This window comes from Luteolibacter sp. Y139 (genome assembly GCF_038066715.1).
Classification (GTDB): Bacteria; Verrucomicrobiota; Verrucomicrobiia; order Verrucomicrobiales; family Akkermansiaceae; genus Haloferula; species Haloferula soli.
In genome coordinates this window covers 157,587-175,395 of record NZ_JBBUKT010000003.1, presented here as the reverse complement: position 1 = coordinate 175,395, position 17,809 = coordinate 157,587, and the positions used below count along the sequence as shown (strand labels likewise).

The 17,809-nt window shown below is 62.8% G+C and carries 17 protein-coding genes; 10 read left to right on the top strand and 7 right to left on the bottom strand.

The features are described from left to right. Positions 1–70: 70 nt before the first annotated feature. The 6 genes from WKV53_RS09100 to WKV53_RS09075 all read right to left on the bottom strand — a co-directional run bounded on the left by WKV53_RS09100 (position 71) and on the right by WKV53_RS09075 (position 8,048). Positions 71–2,728 carry a LamG-like jellyroll fold domain-containing protein gene (locus WKV53_RS09100; RefSeq protein ID WP_341404263.1) on the bottom strand — a complete coding sequence of 886 codons (2,658 nt, stop codon included), beginning with the start codon at positions 2,726–2,728 and terminating at the stop codon, positions 71–73. A 347-nt stretch (positions 2,729–3,075) separates the two neighbouring features. Then, positions 3,076–3,498, bottom strand: a complete 423-nt coding sequence (ruvX, locus tag WKV53_RS09095; protein WP_341404262.1) for a Holliday junction resolvase RuvX — start codon at positions 3,496–3,498, stop codon at positions 3,076–3,078. A 2-nt stretch (positions 3,499–3,500) separates the two neighbouring features. Next, positions 3,501–4,340 carry a glycoside hydrolase family 16 protein gene (locus WKV53_RS09090; RefSeq protein ID WP_341404261.1) on the bottom strand — a complete coding sequence of 280 codons (840 nt, stop codon included), beginning with the start codon at positions 4,338–4,340 and terminating at the stop codon, positions 3,501–3,503. A 95-nt stretch (positions 4,341–4,435) separates the two neighbouring features. Beyond that, a complete protein-coding gene (locus WKV53_RS09085) occupies positions 4,436–5,998 on the bottom strand; it encodes a class I tRNA ligase family protein (RefSeq protein ID WP_341404260.1) in 1,563 nt (520 codons plus the stop codon). A 33-nt stretch (positions 5,999–6,031) separates the two neighbouring features. Continuing rightward, positions 6,032–6,379 (bottom strand): tetratricopeptide repeat protein, encoded by a 348-nt coding sequence (locus WKV53_RS09080; RefSeq protein WP_341404259.1) that lies wholly within the window; start codon positions 6,377–6,379, stop codon positions 6,032–6,034. Positions 6,380–6,407: 28 nt separating this feature from the next. Beyond that, positions 6,408–8,048 carry a SurA N-terminal domain-containing protein gene (locus tag WKV53_RS09075; protein ID WP_341404258.1) on the bottom strand — a complete coding sequence of 547 codons (1,641 nt, stop codon included), beginning with the start codon at positions 8,046–8,048 and terminating at the stop codon, positions 6,408–6,410. A 361-nt stretch (positions 8,049–8,409) separates the two neighbouring features. Between WKV53_RS09075 and rsmA the strand changes: the two genes are divergently transcribed. The 8 genes from rsmA to WKV53_RS09035 all read left to right on the top strand — a co-directional run bounded on the left by rsmA (position 8,410) and on the right by WKV53_RS09035 (position 14,815). Further along, positions 8,410–9,741, top strand: coding sequence for a 16S rRNA (adenine(1518)-N(6)/adenine(1519)-N(6))-dimethyltransferase RsmA (gene rsmA, locus WKV53_RS09070; protein WP_341404257.1), 1,332 nt, complete (start codon positions 8,410–8,412; stop codon positions 9,739–9,741). A 172-nt stretch (positions 9,742–9,913) separates the two neighbouring features. Continuing rightward, on the top strand, positions 9,914–10,279 hold the full coding sequence (locus tag WKV53_RS09065) for a type II secretion system protein (RefSeq protein ID WP_341404256.1): 366 nt from the start codon (positions 9,914–9,916) through the stop codon (positions 10,277–10,279). A gap of 58 nt (positions 10,280–10,337) precedes the next feature. Continuing rightward, the gene (locus WKV53_RS09060) at positions 10,338–11,555 is read left to right on the top strand and encodes a hypothetical protein (protein WP_341404255.1); all 1,218 of its coding nucleotides are present in this window, start codon (positions 10,338–10,340) and stop codon (positions 11,553–11,555) included. 3 nt (positions 11,556–11,558) lie between these two features. Then, positions 11,559–12,266 carry a MotA/TolQ/ExbB proton channel family protein gene (locus WKV53_RS09055; protein ID WP_341404254.1) on the top strand — a complete coding sequence of 236 codons (708 nt, stop codon included), beginning with the start codon at positions 11,559–11,561 and terminating at the stop codon, positions 12,264–12,266. Positions 12,267–12,276: 10 nt separating this feature from the next. Then, complete coding sequence (locus WKV53_RS09050) at positions 12,277–12,717, top strand: ExbD/TolR family protein (protein ID WP_341404253.1); 441 nt, start codon at positions 12,277–12,279, stop codon at positions 12,715–12,717. Continuing rightward, the gene (def, locus tag WKV53_RS09045; protein ID WP_341404252.1) at positions 12,714–13,262 is read left to right on the top strand and encodes a peptide deformylase; all 549 of its coding nucleotides are present in this window, start codon (positions 12,714–12,716) and stop codon (positions 13,260–13,262) included. The genes WKV53_RS09050 and def overlap by 4 nt, the downstream gene beginning before the upstream one ends. A 91-nt stretch (positions 13,263–13,353) precedes the next feature. Next, on the top strand, positions 13,354–14,235 hold the full coding sequence (locus tag WKV53_RS09040) for a hypothetical protein (protein WP_341404251.1): 882 nt from the start codon (positions 13,354–13,356) through the stop codon (positions 14,233–14,235). A gap of 13 nt (positions 14,236–14,248) precedes the next feature. Then, positions 14,249–14,815, top strand: a complete 567-nt coding sequence (locus WKV53_RS09035) for a hypothetical protein (protein ID WP_341404250.1) — start codon at positions 14,249–14,251, stop codon at positions 14,813–14,815. 82 nt (positions 14,816–14,897) lie between these two features. Here the strand turns inward: WKV53_RS09035 and pgsA are convergent, their stop codons facing one another. Beyond that, complete coding sequence (pgsA, locus tag WKV53_RS09030) at positions 14,898–15,488, bottom strand: CDP-diacylglycerol--glycerol-3-phosphate 3-phosphatidyltransferase (RefSeq protein ID WP_341404249.1); 591 nt, start codon at positions 15,486–15,488, stop codon at positions 14,898–14,900. A 100-nt stretch (positions 15,489–15,588) separates the two neighbouring features. Here pgsA and gnd point away from each other — a divergent pair, with 100 nt between their 5' ends. Together gnd and WKV53_RS09020 are read left to right on the top strand one after the other, a co-directional pair. Next, positions 15,589–17,007, top strand: a complete 1,419-nt coding sequence (gnd, locus tag WKV53_RS09025) for a decarboxylating NADP(+)-dependent phosphogluconate dehydrogenase (protein WP_341404248.1) — start codon at positions 15,589–15,591, stop codon at positions 17,005–17,007. 150 nt (positions 17,008–17,157) lie between these two features. Beyond that, a complete protein-coding gene (locus WKV53_RS09020; RefSeq protein ID WP_341404247.1) occupies positions 17,158–17,802 on the top strand; it encodes a tetratricopeptide repeat protein in 645 nt (214 codons plus the stop codon). Positions 17,803–17,809: the final 7 nt, after the last annotated feature.

Genomic DNA, 17,809 nt, shown 5'->3' with positions numbered 1-17,809 from the left:
GTATTTGGAAAAAAGAAGGCGGGCACCCGGTATCCCGGATGCCCGCCAGCTTCACCATGAGCGAGGGGATTTATTCAGTGAACACCACACGATAGAATGCCTTGCCAGCCGGGGGGGAGGGGTCTGTCCAGGATCCGGCCGAGCTGCTGGCGGTGACGGTCGCGACGTCGCTCCAGCCAGCCAGCGTGGTGGTCCGCTGGATCGTGAACTGGATGCCGGTAGCCGCTGGCCAGCTGAGGGTGCTGCCACTCAGGTTCACACCGAAGAACGAGGAGCCGCTCATCGGATTCAAGCCGAGCCGGAATTCGGCGAGGTTTGAGGTGCCGTCGTGGTCAGGATCGGCGGTTTCACCACGCAGGCTGACGTCCGGGATATTCTGTGCCGCCCACAGCTGGAAGGGCGAGCCGTCCTGGTGGAAGAGGAACTTGGACTCGGGCAAGGCGACCGCGCTGATGCGGACTTCGTCGATGTTGCCTTGGAAGGCATCGGTGGCGGTACCGTTCCACATGCCTTGGCCGATGTTCCAGGGCGTATCGAGCGGACCCGTCGGCGGCACATACCATGCGCCGGTGATGGCGACCGTGCCTTCCAGCACGTAGGCGGCATCGCCGGGTTTCTTCAGCCACAGCTTCAGTTCCGTGGCAGTGGCGGTGACTGCGGTGGAATACCACGAACCTGCCGCGATGGTGGAGGTGCCGATGATCTCACGAGCGGTGCCCGAGCCATCCACCATGCCGGCGCGTAGCTTGTTGGCGGTGTCGATCTTGATCGAGAAAGGCGGCTGGCCAGCGACCGGATTGCCCAGCTTGGACACCGGCACCTGCCATTGGCCGGTGAGGTTGGTATTGAAGCTCGCCTCGACGGTGAAGGCGGTGAAGGGATAGGTCCGCAGCGTTGCCTGTCCGCCACCGAGGTTGGCGGTCGGCGTCGAGAAGATCGCCTCGATGAAGTAGACGCCGCTGTTATTCCGCTGGAAATACAGCGAGCCGGTATCGGTGACGCCGGTGACCGGAACCGTGGCCGAGGGGACAACCGAGTCGTAGTTCGGGCGGCTGTAGTCGGCCCATGCCATCATGTGGTTGCCGTAGACCGAGGAGTCCTGGATCGAGGTGGGATACAGGTATTGGCCATTGCCGCCGGCGGGAACTTCGCCGGTGGTGGCTTCCTCGAAGCGCCAGTAGCCCAGCGTGGTCTGCGCCGAGGCAGCGTTCGTTGGATCGGTGCCGGCGAGGTATTCCAGCTTGTTGTTCACGCCGTCGCCATCCGGATCGCCGGTGCCGTTCTGGCGGGCGGTCGCTTCGGCGAGCGTCTCGTTGCCGACGCGGAAGTACTTCACTTCCCAGCCATCGGGCAGGCCATCGCCGGAGCCATCGTTGTCGCTGTCCGGCGAGGAAATCTGCACCGTGGGATTGGTCGAGGCCCACATTTCATCCTCATTGGTGAAGAGGTCACCATCGGGATCGGCGGTGGGGATAGCGGCCGCGAGCGTGGTGAAGTAAAAGACTTCCCAGCCATCGTTGAGGCCGTCGTTGTCCGTATCCGGGAAGGAGAAGGCGGTGGTGGGATCGGAGTTGGCGGTCTGCTCGGCCAGGTTGGTATTGTGGTCACCGTCGAAATCGCCATTCGCGACCTGCGCCAGGTTGGTGAAGTAGTAGAGTTCCCAGCCGTCGTTCAGCCCGTCGGCATCGGTATCGGGATAGGACGAGGCGAGGTTGGGATTGGTGCCGCGCTGGTACTCCAGGAGGTTGTTGCAATAGTCGCCGTCCGGATCATCCGTGGCGCCTTGGGCGAGGCTGGAGAAGTAGGTCATTTCCCACGAGTCGGCCAGGCCGTCGCCATCGGTGTCCGCGGTGATGCGGGTGAGCACGCCGGTCGCTTCGTTGAACTGGTACTTGCCATCGGCCGAGGTCCAGAAGCCGCTGTTCTCGGTGAAGCCCGGGATGTTGAAGTTCACGCCGAAGGTTTCGACGAGATTCGCGGCATCCACCAGGGTCCAGTGATCTCCGACCGTGTTGCCGGCGGTGGTGAGATCGAGATTGAAGGTGCCGTCGAAGGTGAAGGGAACCGTGCCGGTGATCGTGTTGTTCACGCCGGTGGCACCGATCTTGAATGCCAGTGCACCGGTGGTGGCAAGTGCCGCGCCGCTGGCACCAGTGACGGTGATGTTGCCGGTGTAGGTATTGGCACCGGCCAGCACGACCTGGCGGCCGGTGGTGTTGTTGGTCTGAAGGAGCAGCGTTCCGCTGTTACCGGTGATGGGTGCCGTGACCGTGATCGTGGCATTGTTGGAGAACAGCGTGGTGGTGCCGGTGCCGGCGATCGTGATCTTGTTCCCGGCAAGGGTGAAGGCGGTGGAAGAATTGCTCGCGTTGTTCACGAGCGAGCCATTCAACGTGAGGTTGTTGATGGTGATCGTGTTGACGTTGGTGCTTCCCTTGTAGACGAGGTTGGCCCCGGTGATGGTCAGCGAGTCTCCGGCGAAGGTGAGGTCGGTGGTGCCACCGGCCGGAGTACGAAGGTTATAGTTGCTCGCGACGAAGTAGGCATTGCCGGCAGAAGGAACCGCGGCGTTCGACCACGAGAGATTCGTGGCGAACGAGCTGGTGTCGATGGCGTTCGTGGCAGTGAGGTTGACATCGATGGCGAGAGCGGGGGAGACAAGGATGGCAAGTGCGGCAGCGGCGTGGGTCCGCCGTGGGGATTTTTCGTGGTGATAGGGCAGATTCATGAGGTCGGGCATGAGTTGTCCATGCTCCGCGGTGGCGACGGGTGCCTGCGCCTCCGTGGAGCACTTGCATGCAAAACCAGCAACGCCGATACCACGGCCCTGCGAATCGCTCCCGGCACTGCCGAATCGGCACAAATCCGCCGCGATTGGCGTGATCTCCACCGAGGGCTTGTGAAGTGGCCCAGAATGATCTGTTAGAAATCTCCGCGATCCGCTTCTAACAATTTGCCGTCTTCATGACAGCAGCGCTGATGGATCAATGCGATGCTCAGACTGCGGGGAAAGACGTAGTGACGCCAACATACACAGCTGTCGCAGACGGCATAAAACCCCGGTGCTGAACGGAATCAGAGTCCGTTCATCCAAGCTTCAAGGATCTCGACCGCAGCGGCCTGGTCGATCACGCCCTTCTGCTGCTTCGCCTTGCGGCCCGCCTCGCGCAGCTTCGCCGACGCGGCCATGGTGGTGTAGGCTTCGTCAACGAACTCCAGCGGCACCGCGGGAAGTCTCTTTGAGATCTTCGCCGCAAAGCGACGGACCTTTTCCGCCGACGTGCCTTCGGTGCCATCGATCCTCACCGGCAATCCGACGACAAGGGTGCGGATGCCACGCTGCTGCACCAGCTGCGCGATGCGTTCGATGGGATCGCTCGCGCGCACATCGATGGTCTCCACCGGATGAGCGAGGATGCCGAGCGGATCCGTCGCAGCGATGCCGATGCGGGCGTCGCCGTGATCAATGCCAAGCGCAGGATGGGGCCCCTCGTCCATGATCACTCGGGTTTCTGATAGACGCGCACGTAGTCGACCTCGTAGCGCTGCGGAAAACTCGTGCCGGCAGGATCGCCGCCGTTCATGCCGCCGATGGCGAAGTTCAGGCGCATCGCCTGCGGGGCGAGGAAGGGATTCACCGGAGGGCCATCCTGATTCTTCACGTGCTGCATCAGCTGCGTGTTGAGCGGCTGGCCATCGAGCCAGATGGTCAGCTTCTCCGCGTCCCATTCGAGCACCCAGGTGTGGAAGCGGTCCTGCCAGCTGCCGTCATCGAAGCGTCCGATGGAATGCGAGCCGGTGCTCCAGAGATCGCGGCCGCCTTTGCCCGCCCAGCAGAAGTTCGCGTAAATACGACCTCCATAGTACTCGAGGATATCGATCTCGCCGCCATGAGGCCAGCGTCCGCGTCCGGTAGTCCAAATGGCGGGCCACAGGCCGGGCCGGGCGGTGAAGCGGGCGCGGATTTCAAAGCGTCCGAACTTCCAATCATGCTTCCCGGCGGTGGTCAGCGAGGCGGAGGTATAGTCGGCTTCCTTCCGCTGGTCGCGCCAATCCCTGGCCCCTTCGCGGAACCTCGGGTTCGGAACCTTCTCACGACGGGCTTCGATCACCAGCAGGCCGTCCTTCTTCACCGCGTTCTCCTTGCGATACCACTGGAGCTCGTGGTTGCGCTGGAAGCCTTCCTCGAGACGCCACTTGCTTTCATCCACCGCGCCATCGCCCTCGAACTCGTCCGACCAGACGAGCTTGTAGGCCGGATCGCGTGGCGGCGAAGCCGGCTCCTCCGTTTGGGCGAGCGCGGTGGCGGTGAAAAGCAGCGGCAGCAGGTGGCGGGTCATCGGCGGATGTCAGGGTAGCAGGGCAGGCTAGGAAGACTGCGACGTTGCGTCTTTCTGGCAACCACCCGAATGGGAGGGCAACCGCACAGCAGGAGTCATTCCGCTTCCTCGATGACGATCTTCGGGAAGACCGGCTTCGGCTTGCCTGTTTCGTGGCCGTTCGGAACGAGGCCCCACTTCAGGTCATCCAGCTTCAGCTTCAGCAAATCATCCATGCGGAGCTGGGCGGCGATGCGTTCGGCGGGGTCAGGCAGCACGGGCGAAAGCAGCACCGCGCAGTGGGCCAGGCTCTCGACCAGGTTCGCGAGCACGGTTTCGAGGCGCGACTGTTTCGCGGGGTCCTTGCCGAGCTCCCATGGCTTGTTGCGATCCGTGTAGGCGTTGCAGAAGGTGACGTGGCGATTGAGAGCCTTGAGGCCCTCGGCGACGTCGAAGGAGTCCATCGCGGCGCGATAGTCACCGAGCACCGTCTCCAGCGAGGCGCGCAGGTCGAGGTCGTCGTCATTGGTTTCGCCACCGGTCGTGACGACGCCATTGCAGAAGCGGCCCGTCATGTTGAGGGCGCGGTTGCAAAGGTTGCCGAGTTCGTTGGCCAGCTCCTGGTTGTAGAGCATCACCAGGCGGTCGAGATCGAAGTCCGCGTCCTTGCCGGTGGTCACGTCGCGCACCAGATAGTAGCGCAGCGCGTCCGCGCCGAACTTGTCGGCCAGCTCGTCCGGATTGACGACGTTGCCGAGTGACTTCGACATTTTCTCGCCCTTCATGTTCCACCAGCCGTGGACCAGGATCTTCGGCATCTGTTCATCGCTGAAGCCCATCGCGTGAAGCATGCATGGCCAGTAGATGCCATGTGCGGGGACGAGGATATCCTTGCCGATGACGTGGGCCGCGCAGGGCCAGAGCTTCTCGAAGGAAGGCAGGTCCGAGCCCTCCTTCGCGCCATAGCCGGCGAAGGAGATGTAGTTGATCAGGGCGTCGAACCAGACGTAGGTGACGAAGTCAGGATCGAAGGGGAACTCGATGCCCCAGCGCAGGCGCTCCTTCGGGCGGGAAATGCAGAGGTCCAGTTCACCGGAGTTCGCCAGCGCGCCGAGCAGCTCGTTGCGGCGGAAGCTCGGGCCGACGAAGTCGGGATTACTAGAAACGTAGTTTTTCAGCCACTCGGCGTGGGCGCTCAGCCGGAAGTACCAGTTCTCTTCCTCAAGCTCGACGACCTCGCCCCACTCCGGGCCGAATTCACCGGCCTCATTGCGATCACGGTCGGTGAGAAATTGCTCCTGACGCACCGAGTAGAAGCCCTTGTAGCCCTTCTTGTAGAGTTCGCCGCGCTCCTTCAGGTCGCTGAGGATGGCTGTGACGCAGGCCTTGTGGCGATCGTCCATGGTTTCCGCCCAGCCGTCGTAGTTCACGCCGAGCTTCTTCCAGAGGTTGATGAAAAGCTTGGTCGTTTTCTTCGCGAAGGTCGCCGGATTGATGCCTTCCTTTTCAGCGTTCTGCTGGACCTTCTGGCCATGCTGGTCCACCCCGGTGAGGAAGTAGACCTCCTCGCCCTTCAGTCGCTGATAGCGGGCGATGACGTCGGCCAGCACCTTCTCATAGGCGTGACCGATGTGCGGGGCGCCGTTGGTGTAGTCGATGGCGGTGGTGATGTAGAACATGGCAGAGAGTGAAAAGTGATCAGTGACAGGTGATCAGTGGGAAGAATCCCTGACCACCTTACCGCCTAACGAGAGAATGCGCGCGTTGCCCTTGGCGAACTCGGCTTCGCCAATCTGGCCGTCGCGGACGTACATCTGCGAGAGGCCGGTCCAGGCGAGCAGGTCGTTCGGCCGCAGGGTGGTCGCCTGCAGGCCGCAGCCGATGGCTTCCTTCACTTGGCCGAGCTTCAACAGGCACATGCCGAGGGCATGCCAGCCATCGAAGAAGTCGGGATCGATGGCGACGCAGCGGCGATAGAGGGCCGCTGCTTCGTCCAGCTCGCCAAGGGCAAGGGCGCCGTTGGCATCGTCAAAGAGCGAGTCGAGTTCGGAGTCGGGCATGGGCTGCGGGGCTCCGGAACGGAGGCGGTCAGGGCTTCTTGCGAAGATCGGTGATCTGGGTGGCGGTCAGCTTTTCCTCCAGCCATGCCGAGAAGGCGATGCGCTGCTGGTTCGTGGTGAGGCCGGTCACGGATTGGTTGATGCGCTCGGCACGCTTGTCATCCCTCACGACCTCGCGCTTTTCGACGAAGACGAAGGTGGCACCGTCCGGCTTCATGACGGGATCGGCGAGCTTGCCAGGATCCACCATCGAGGCGGTTTCGAAGAGGGTCGAGACGTCGGCTTCGTCGGGGATCTTGTCGGTGGCCTTGAAGGGTCCGAGCGACTTCACTTCCAGGCCTTGCTCCTTGGCGGCATCAGCGAAGGACTTGCCGGCGGTGAGAGCCTCGCGGATCTTGGTGGCCTTTTCATCAGCGGCCTTCTTGAGCGCTTCGCCGGCCTTGTCGGCGATGTAGTCGACGCGGACTTGTTCCTTGGCCTCGTCAAAGGTCTTGGTGCGCGGCTCCTCGGCTTCGTCGAGGTGGGCGACAAGGAAGGCTCCGTCGGCGATCGGCAGGGCCTCGCTGTAGCGCGACATCGTGTCAGTGCCGGGAGTGATCTTGAAGAGGATGTCGCCGACCGGAACGGGATCGGATTTCGAGCGGGTGTTGCCGTTCAGTTCGACGGGCAGGGCGCTGCGGGCGAAGAGATCGGTGGTGACGATCTTCCAGCCGTTCTCTTCGGTGAGCTTGGCGAAGTCCTTGCCTTCGCTGGCTTCGATCTGCTGCAGGAAGCTGTCCACGGTGTCGGCCAGTTCGGTGTCGATGCGGCGCTTGTCCTCGTCGAGCTTGGCTTGGTCGGCGGCCTTCTTGTCGGCCGCTTTCTTTTCGGCTTCCTTCTTCTGCTCGTCGGTGACGGCGTCGGGCAGCTTGGCCTCGTCCTTCGGCAGTTCCGGGTAGGTCGGCTTGGCGATGACGTAGGAGAGTTTGATCTTCCGGTCGGTCTGGTACTTTTCCTTGGTGGTTTCCCACTGGGCCTTCAGCTCGTCATCGGTGGGCTTCAGCTCCTCTTGGAATTTCGAAAGCGGAACGCGGGCAAGCTGGATGGCGACCTGCTGGTCGCGGCTGGTGACCTGCTGGGCAGCCAGGGTGCGGTCGACTGCGAGGCCGCCGCCGATGATTTCGCTCAGCTTGCGGGTGGCGAGGACGTCGCGAATGATGTCGATGAAGTCGGTCTCGGTCATGCCGTGGCCGAGCGACTTGGCGAAGTCATTGTAGCGCTGCTGGTCATAGCCACCATCGGCGCCCTGGAAGCTGGTCATCTTCTTGATCTCCGCGGTGATGTCCTCCTTCGAAGGATACACGCCGAACTCCTCGGCAGCCTGGCGGACGTTCAAGCGGTTGACGAAAAAGCGATGCTCCGTCTCATCCCCACCGCCGAAAGCTCCCAGCGTGCTGAGGAAATCGAACATCTCGAACATGCGGAAGTTCTGCGCGATCACCATCGGGGCGCTGCCGAGCTTTTGCACCTCGCTCATGGTGTACTGGCGGCCATCCACGGAAAGGGCCAGGGGATCGTTCGTGCCGCGATGACTCTTGGCCACATTGTCGCCGAAGAAGGCCAGGCCGACGAAAAGCAAGGCGATCACAAAGATGATCAGGCCGGTGTATTTGCGGAGGTGTTCGATCATGGACGCTACTTCTTCTTGGGTGTCCCTCGCGGGGCGCGGAAGTAAAGGGACCCGTCGGGACGGCTTCAACCCTTATTCGCGGCCTCAAACACGACGCATCCGGGCAAAAAAAGAGCCGCCGGGGAGCACCCACTCCCCGGCGGCCAAGTTCGTCAACCCTGCCAGGCAAGCCTGGCGAAAGCTGACAACTGCTGTTCACCCTTACATGAAAACTGCACTTGCGCGCGGTTTTCAAAGGGGTCTGACCTGCCATTCAGAGATCCGTTCAAAGGTTTCTCAGATTTTTTTCGGGGAGGATTTCCAACGCCCGGACACAAAAGCGCTCTTGTCGCGGGGCGGACAAGGGGGCATCGCTCGCGGCGTGACGGGACACGAGATCCGCGATGCCCTGGAAGTTGCCGGGGTGATGCCCAGCCGCCAGCTTGGCCAGAATTTCCTCAGCGATCCGAACATGGCGCGGTGGATCACCGACCAGCTGGATGCCCGGCCGGAGGATACCATCGTGGAGGTGGGCCCGGGTACCGGAGCGCTGACCGAGCACCTCGTCGGCCGGGTGCGGCGGATCGTGCTGGTAGAGTTCGACTCACGGCTGGCGGCGTTTTTGAAAGGACGCTTCGCCCATGAGCCGAGCGTGGAGGTCCATCACGCCGATGGGGTGAAATTCGACTCGCGGGTGCTGTGGCAGCACCGTCCGGTGAAGTTTTTGGGAAACCTGCCCTATTCTTGCGGCGGCGCCATTTTGCGGAATTTCCTGTCCCGCCCGAATCCCTTCGAACTCGCCGTCATCATGCTGCAGAAGGAGGTGATCGACCGCCTCGCCGCCGGCCCGAGCACCAAGGACTACGGCGTGCTGACGCTGCGGGTGCAGAGCGAGTGGCAGGTGAAGCCGCTGCGGACGGTGCCGCCGGAGGCCTTCCATCCGCGGCCACAGATCGACTCCTCGGTGGCGCTGCTGACCCCGCGGGGGAAAGAATTTCCGGCCTTCGACGCCCGCCGTTTCGACGAGATGATCCGCCGTGGCTTCGCCCAACGGCGCAAGCAGATGGGCAAGCAGATGCCCGAAAATCCGCCATGGGAGGAGGTCCATACCGGCCTCGGAGTGCCTGCCACGGTCAGAGGGGAGGCGCTTTCACTGGAGCAATGGATCGAGCTGGCCCGGGTTTACGACGATCATCCGCTGCGGGATGTGCCCCAGCGCGGCGAGGAGATCTTCGACGTTGTGGACATGGACGACCAGGTCACCGGGCAGGCGACGCGGCGGGAGGTCCATGAAAAGGGCCTGCTCCACCGTGCGGTCCACGTCTTCGTCGTGAATCGTCACGGCGACCTGTTGCTGCAAAAGCGGTCGCGCTTCAAGGACGCCCACCCGGGCGTCTGGGATTCCAGTGTTTCCGGGCATCTGGATGCCGGCGAGGACTACGCCGTTGCCGCGGTCCGCGAGTTGGAGGAGGAAATGGGCGTCACCGGGGTGCCGATTCAGGAAGTTGGCAGCATTCTCCCGTGCGAAGCCACCGGATGGGAGCACGTGCGGCTTTATGTTTGCCGGTGGGATGGCTCCCCGCGTTTCCCCTGTGCGGAAGTGGAGGCCGCAATGTGGATGCGGCCGGATGAGCTCGACCGGTGGATCGCCGCCCGGCCGGAGGACTTCGCCAGCGGGTTCCTGGAGTGCTGGAAGCTCTCGCGAGGTCGATAATACGTTAAGCGAGAATGTTTTTAGAATAAGCTTGTTTCAGAGGGCTGATATTTTAATCTTAGGGTGCTCCCCGCAATGTTCACCTGTCCCACCCATGAAACCAGCCAGCCAAATCGGGCACTCCGGGTTTTCCCGCCGGAGCCGCCGTACTAACCATGTCCGGGCTCGGGGGATGACCCTCCTAGAGCTCACTGTCGTCATCCTCGTCCTGCTCACCCTGATCTCCGTCCTCTTCATTGGCGCAAACGCTTGGAAGAACGGCTCCGACCGGGTGCTGTGCATCTTGAACCTGCAATCGGTTCAGAAGGGCGTCCGCAGCTATTCCAACCTCAGCGGTCACAATCCGGGCGAAACCGTCTCGGGATTGCAGTCCGAAATCATCGGCCTCGGCCGCTACGTGGAAGTGATGCCGGAGTGCCCCGGCCACGGCAACTACTCCACGACCGGAGATCTCATTCCTCCGCTCGGCAGCCTGTATCTCGGGTGCTCGCTCGCGACTACCGGAGCCCACGAGCCGTCGAACGTGGAAGAATGGTGAGCGGATTTCCCGGATTGCAGGATCGCCCGTTTCGGTGAAGGGTCGCCGCCGTGTTCCCATGAGCGCGGCCGCAAATCCTTACGAAAGCCAAGCCCGATTGTGGGTGGTGGCTTTCGTCGCGTCTGCACTGGTCAATCTGGTGGGGCTGTCGGTGATCGCCGTGTGGGTTTTGGCGAAGATCGCCCTGCACACCCCGCCGCGGGACCCCGTCGCCACCAGCAGCTCGGTGGCGACGATCATTCCCGAAATGATCGAGCGGGCTGCACCCAGCCCGCCGCCGCCTGCTCCTGCGGTCGAGCCAGCTCCGGCCCAGCCCGCGGCTCCGCCACCACCACCGTCGCAATTCGCCCGGACTTCGGTGGATCAGGAAGAAGTGGCGCCCGAGCGGCCGGATTTCATGGGCGAGCGGAATACCCGCGCGACCAGTGATGACACTCCGGTTACCGGGGCGCAGGAACAGATCGCCCAGAAGGGCAGGGATACGCTTTACGAGGACGAGCTGGAGACCACCCGGAGCCACTATCAGGACGGAGATCTGGCGCACGACCGCATCAAGCGGGACGCCACGAAGGAGCCGGAGATGCCTTCGCCTTTGTCGACTCCAGCTCCTCCGACTCCTCCTGCTCCCACTCCTGCCGAGCCCTCCCCGGCCACGACCGCGGAGACGACTCCGAAGCACGAGGGAACAACGACCGAGCCGCAACCGGAGACGCCGCCGACCGAAGAAACCCGTGAGCGCCTGGCGGATGGCCCCTTGCCGGTGGAGCGCCGGGTGAAGGAGGCCAAGCCGGAAGACGAGACCAAGAAGGCCGTGGAAGAGCGCAAGTCGGAAGGCCAGCAAGCGCAGCAACAACAGGCCCAGCAGCAGCCGAAACCGGCCACCAATCCGAACGCGCCCGGCTTCCGCGGCAACCAGAGCAAGACCCGCCTCGTCGGCTCTATCTCCCGCAGCGGCCGCTCCGCCCTGAATGTGGAGGATTCCGTGCTCGGCCGCTATCACGCCGCTGTCAGCCGCGCAGTGGAAAAGGAGTGGCAGCTCAACTGCGTCCGCAACCGCGACTACATCACCCCCGGCATGCTCACCATGAGCTTCATGCTGGATGCCAAGGGGAAGGTGAAAGAGATCCGCGTCGTCGAGGCCCTCCAGGTCGGCGCGATCCCCAAAGGATTCACTCTCAACGCCATCAATCACGCCGAGATTCCCGCCATGCCGGCGGATCTGAAAAAGCAGCTCGATGGCGAGCCGCTCGAACTTCTCTACCGTTTCAGTTTCTAGCTCATGTCCCTTCCTTTGTATCTCGCTGCCGCCGTCACCGCGCCGGGCCCGGAAAAGTCCATCGTCGGGAAGGTCTGGCAGTTCTTCGCCGATGGCGGCTACTGCATGATCCTGCTGGGTCTCTGCTCCTTCGTCCTAGTGGCAGCGATCTTCTTCAAACTGCTCTCGCTGCGCCGCGATCTCATCGTGCCAACCGGCCTGGAGCGGAAGCTGCGCGAATATGAGCACCAGCATGAGGCGAGCCCCGGCTTGTTCGACGAGATCAAGGACGGTCGCACACCCTTGGCCCGGCTCTGTGGCATCGCGCTGCGCCATCGCGGCGAGACCCGCGAGCAAATCACCACCGCCGTCCAGGCGTCGGCCCGCGAGGAAGTGCTGCGCCTCCACACCGGCATGTCCGCCATCGACGTCATCGTCAGCCTGGCTCCGCTGTTAGGACTGCTCGGCATGGCCAGCGGCCTGGTCGTGATGTTCGGCGGCCTGGGCGAGAATCCCGATCCCACGCTGGTCTCGCGGGGTATCAGCGAGGCGCTGAATTCCACCGTTTTCGGTCTGGCGCTGGCGGTGCCCGCGATCGTCGCCCACGCCATTTTCCTCCGCCGCATCGACATGTTCGTGGCCCGTCTGGAGGGGCTGCTGGCCGGCTTCGCCCGCACCTGTGAGGTCACCGCCGCCGTGCCCGCCCGTCCGTCCGCGCAAGTCACCGCCTGATCCGCCGGCCATGCGATTCGAACATCCTGTCCGCAAGTCCCGTGGGGTGCCGGTGGTCCCCATGATCGACCTGCTTTTCGTCATTCTGATCTTCCTGGTGGTCTCGACCACCTTCAAGAAGCCGCGCAGCGTGCTGCCGATCGAGTTGCCCACGGTGAAGGAGGTTTCTGGCTCATCCGTGATCGATGTGCGCTCGATCCTCGCCCTCGACAAGGAAGGCAAGATCACCCTCGACGCCGTGTCCGTGCCGGATGTGGAGCTGCTGGATTCCTACCTGAAGGCCTTCTCGAAGGAGAACCCCGGCCGCAAGCTGGAGCTGGAGGCGGACAAGCAGGTGCCGCTGGAGAAATTGCTCGGCGTGTGGGACGCGTTGACCCGCGCGGGCATCCCGATTAAGGACGTGCCCGCCCGTATCCGCCTGCCGCAGGATGCGGATAGTTCCTCGAAATGATCCTCGATATCGTCCAATACGGACACCCCGTCCTCCGCGAACGCTGCAAGCCCGTCGAAACGGTCGATGACGACCTGCGCAAGCTTGCCGCCGACATGCTCGAAACGATGTATGATGCCAATGGCGTCGGCCTCGCCGCGCCGCAGATCGGCGTGGCCATCCGCCTCGCGGTGGTCGATGTGGCGCATGATCCCGAGTGCATCACCTTCCTCAAGGTCGCCGGTGAAGACGCGCCGCTGAGTTCGATCATGCCGCTCGTCTTCATCAATCCCGAGCTGGAATTCACCGGCCCCAAGGAGAAGGACACCGAGGGCTGCCTCAGCATCCGCGACCTGCGTGCCGATGTCAGCCGGCCCGGCGCGTTGAAGGCGAAGCTGCCGCAGCTCGATGGCACGGTGCTGGAGATCGAGACCGATGGTCTGCTCGCCCGCGCATTGCAGCACGAGACGGATCATCTCAATGGTATCCTTTTCATTGATCGCGTGGCACCGGCCACCAAGATCAGCCTGCGGCGGAAGTTAAAGCGACTGGCTGCGGAGGAATGACGTCCCACGGGGATTGAAGGCTCGACTTTTTGGGAAGCCAAAGCTATTCACTGCTCCGGATAGCTCGTTTTTCTAACAAAAGTCAGCCCCAATGAACAGCAGCCGCGGTATTTTCGAGCCCCAGGAGGGGTTCGCTCCAGCCCCTCCCGCCAAGAGCCCTTTCGCCGTCGCCGACGAAGGCCCGGCGACCAGCCCCTTCGCGATCGTCTCCGAACCGGAATCCCCGTTTGCCGCGATGAAGGATGACCATCCGACCCGCCTGGCGGCCGAGCCCGGACGTCCGGTGAAGCTTCCGGAGCGTCGTCCTGCTGCCGGTGAGGCGCCGGAAGCCCGCTCGCCCTTCGCGACGGTTGAGACTTCCAGCCCGTCTCCCTTCGATGCGCCGGCTCAGGCCACGTCTCCTTTCGCCAGCTCGCCACCGCCGGTGCCAGCTGCGGCCCCTGCTTCCAGCCCGTTTGGCTTCGCCGCGGAGCCTGCCGCTGCTCCCGCGCCAGCACCTGTGGCTGCTGCCGTGGCCGCTCCTGCGCCTGCTGCGACTCCCGTCGCCGCTGCTCCAGCTCCTGCTCCTGCCGCCACGCCGGTGGCCGCCTCCCCAGCCCCGACTTCTTCCTCTGCCGTGACCGAAAGCGCCGAAATCGATTCCAGCTCCATCCGCCAGCTTGCCCTCCGCGCCATCTTCGGCGTCGATCGTGAACTCGGTGCCGAGGAAATGCTCCAGCGCGCCCGCAGCCTTTCCGGCATCCGCCACGTCGCCCGTATCCCGGCTGCCGAAGTCGCCACGGTCGATGCGTTCAAGAAGATCGTGAACGGCCTCGGCTTCCCCGCTGGTCAGGTGCGACTCGTCGCTGGCAATTCGCCGATCGAGTTCATCCGCGAAGGCAATGTCGTCCTGGCGATCCAGAACGATGGCAGCTTCGCCCCGGGCGTGAAGGAAACGCTCATCATCGTGGCGCGCGAGTTGGCCAAGCTGTGACGCCGTCGCCGGCATGACGGTCCAGCAAAATGGCCGGCAGGTATCCGTGAAGGTCGCCCTCACCGGGGCGGCCGACACCGGCAAGCTGGCCGTTTTGCGCGCCATCGCCGGCCGCTTCGGCACTGCGACCGTCCGCGAGCATTCCGTTGGCGCGGTGCATGTGCATCGCGTCGAGTGGATCGAGCCGCACACCCTGCCGGACGGCCGCTTTCTCAAGGTGGCCGTTCACTCGCTGACCGGCCGCGTGGAGTACAATGCCGCGGAGGAACTGCTGGTCCGCGATGCGGCGGGTATCGTCTTCGTGGTCGATGTCGATCCGGCCAAGTTCAAGATGACGTGGGACAGCCTGATGCGGCTCTCCGACAACACGAAGCGGAATGGCTTCGACCTACATTCGGTGGGCCTCGCCATCCAGTATCACCGTGCGGACCTCTATCCGGATTTCGAACCGGAGAAAATGGATCACCGGCTCGGCGTGCCACCCGGCGTGATTCCGCGTTTCGTTTCCACCAGCCGCGAGCCGGATGCCGAGGGTCTGGCGTTTGACTCGGTGCTGGCGCAGATCCGGGAGAAGCTCTGATCCGCGATCAAGTTACTCCCGTAATTCCCAATATAGGCATTCGGGAATAGTGAAGTGCATGCCGCACCTCTGGCATCCGCTTTTACCGCGCCTTCAGCAAATTCCTGCTGCTCCACACGTAGTTGGAACCGGAGATCAAGGTGAGCGCTACTGCCGTCCACAGCGAAACCGGCATCAGCCAGCCGGTGGGCTTCGAGAGATTGGCCAGCAGCCCGGCAAGTCCGCCTTCGCTTGCACGGAAGGTCAGCCACACCAGTCCGGTGATGCAGTAGGTGAGCTGGAAGGTGGTCTTCCATTTGCCGAGATTGTCCGCCGCCAGCACTTGGCCCGCTTCGACCGCGATTTGTCGCAATCCCGTCACAAGGAACTCACGCGCGATGATCGTGGCGGTGATCCACACCGGACAATGGTAGCCGCCTACCGGTTGGGCGGAAAAATACACGAACGCCGCACACACCAGGATTTTGTCGGCCAGCGGATCGAGCAGTTTTCCGAGCGGCGTGACCATTCCCAGCTTCCTCGCGAGGTAGCCATCCAGCCAGTCCGTGGCTGCGGCCACCGAGAACGTGATCAGCGCCACCACGTGGCCTGCGGTTCCCGGGAAACCCACGGCGATCACGAAAATTGCCGTCAGGATCAAACGGGAGACTGTGATCGCATTGGGCAAGTTCACGGCGCGAATGTGGGGAATGCATGGCAGCATGGCAACAAGGGGTTGCACCATGGCTCCGGGTTCCTTACACGGCCCTCGTTTCCCGAACCGTTTCAAGATCATGAGTAACAGTGATTTCGGCCTCATCGGCCTGGCCGTCATGGGCCAGAACCTCGTCCTGAACGTGGAATCCCGCGGCTTCCAGGTGTCCGTCTACAACCGCACCACCTCGGTCACCGACGAATTCGTCAGCAAGCATCCGGACAAGAAGCTCGTCGGCTCCAAGTCGCTCGAGGAGTTCGTCCAGTCCCTCGCTTCCCCGCGCAAGATCATGATCATGGTCAAGGCTGGTGGTCCCGTGGACGCGGTCATCGAGAGCCTCATCCCGTTGCTTGATAAGGGCGACATCATCATCGACGGCGGCAACTCGCTCTACACCGATACCGAGCGCCGCGACAAGTGGCTCGGCGATCTTGGCTTCCGCTTCATCGGTGCCGGCGTTTCCGGTGGTGAAGAAGGCGCCCGCAAGGGTCCGTCCATCATGCCCGGTGGCCCTGCCTCCACGTGGGACGTGATGAAGCCGATCTTCGAATCCATCGCCGCCAAGGTTGATGGCGAGCCTTGCGTGATCCACATCGGTCCCGGCGGTGCCGGTCACTATGTGAAGATGATCCACAACGGCATCGAGTACGGCGACATGCAGCTCATCTGCGAAGCCTACAACATCTTCAAGGCCGCGGGCTTCACCCCGGCCGAACTCGCCACCGTCTTCACCGACTGGAACAATGGCGACCTCGAGAGCTACCTCATCCAGATCACCTCGAAGATCTTCGAACAGGTCGATCCGGAAACCGGCAAGCCGCTCGTGGACCTCATCCTCGACACCGCCGGCCAGAAGGGCACCGGCAAGTGGACCATCATGAACGCGGTCGAAAACGCCGTCGTGATCTCCACCATCAATGCCGCCGTGGAAGCGCGCATCCTGTCCTCCATGAAGGACGCCCGCGTCGCTGCCTCCACCAAGCTCGAAGGCCCGAAGGCCGAGATCTCCGCCGAGAAGGCAGCACTCGTGAAGAAGGTTCACGACGCACTCTTCGCCTCGAAGATCATCTCCTACGCACAGGGCCTCGACCTGATCGCCGCCATGGGCAAGGAAAAGAACTGGGGTCTCGACCTCGGCAAGATCGCCGCCATCTGGCGCGGTGGTTGCATCATCCGCGCCCGCTTCCTGAACGACATCACGAACGCCTACCGCTCGGATCCAAGCCTGAGCAACCTGATGCTTGCTCCGTTCTTCACGAACCTCCTCAACGAGTTCCAGCAGAACTGGCGCGAAGTCATCGCCACCGCCACCCTCGCCGGTATCCCGGTTCCAGCGTTCTCGGCCTCGCTCGGCTACTACGATAGCTATCGTAGCGCCGTGCTGCCCGCGAACCTGCTCCAGGCCCAGCGCGACTTCTTCGGTGCCCACACCTACGAGCGCGCCGACAAGCCACGCGGTGAGTTCTTCCACACCGAATGGCCGGAAGTCATCGGCTGAGAAGGCTGAGAGCCTAACGTTTCCTCAAACGGCCGGGAGTAATCCCGGCCGTTTTTCTTATGTAGCGGCGCGTCTATGACCGTCACTGCATTCGAAGACGCCGGAAATCTCATTGCTCCTGCGGACTCGTTGAGGAAAATACCCGCAATCATGAAAGCAGCTCCCTTTCTGCTAGCGCTCCTATTTTGTCTTCCAAGCGCTCTTCCCGCCCAAGAACCCAAACTCACCGCGGAAGAAGAGAAGCTCCAAAAGCTCTCCGGCATCATCACTTGGGCCAAGGCCAAGCAGGCATACGACGAAGGGCTGAAGCTCTTCCAACAAGCAAAGGGTGACGAGGCGGTAGCGAAGTTCACCGAGGCACTCACTCTCATCGACAAGTACACCGATGCCCGATTTGCCCGCGGCCGCACCTACTACGAGATGCACAAGCTCGAGCCGGCATTGGCGGATTTCACGCGTGTGATTGCCGACCAGCCCGCGAGCTCAAATGCCCATCACCAGCGGGGCCTGACATTGTGGAAGCTGAACAAGAACGATGAAGCGCTGAAGGAATTCGACACCGCCATCCAGAAGGATCCTCGCGTCTATGCCTACCACGAGTCGCGCGGCGTGTTGCTGGCGTTCACGAAACGCAAGGAGAAGGCCTTGGCCGACTACGACATGATGGTGGCGCTGGATCCGCTGACGCCTTCAAATCTGGAACGTCGCGCGACCTTGCTGCGCGAACTCGGCCGGAATGAAGAGGCCGATGAGGACGAGCGGCAGGGAGGGCGGCTCCGCGATGCGGGGTTCTAACAGAGCC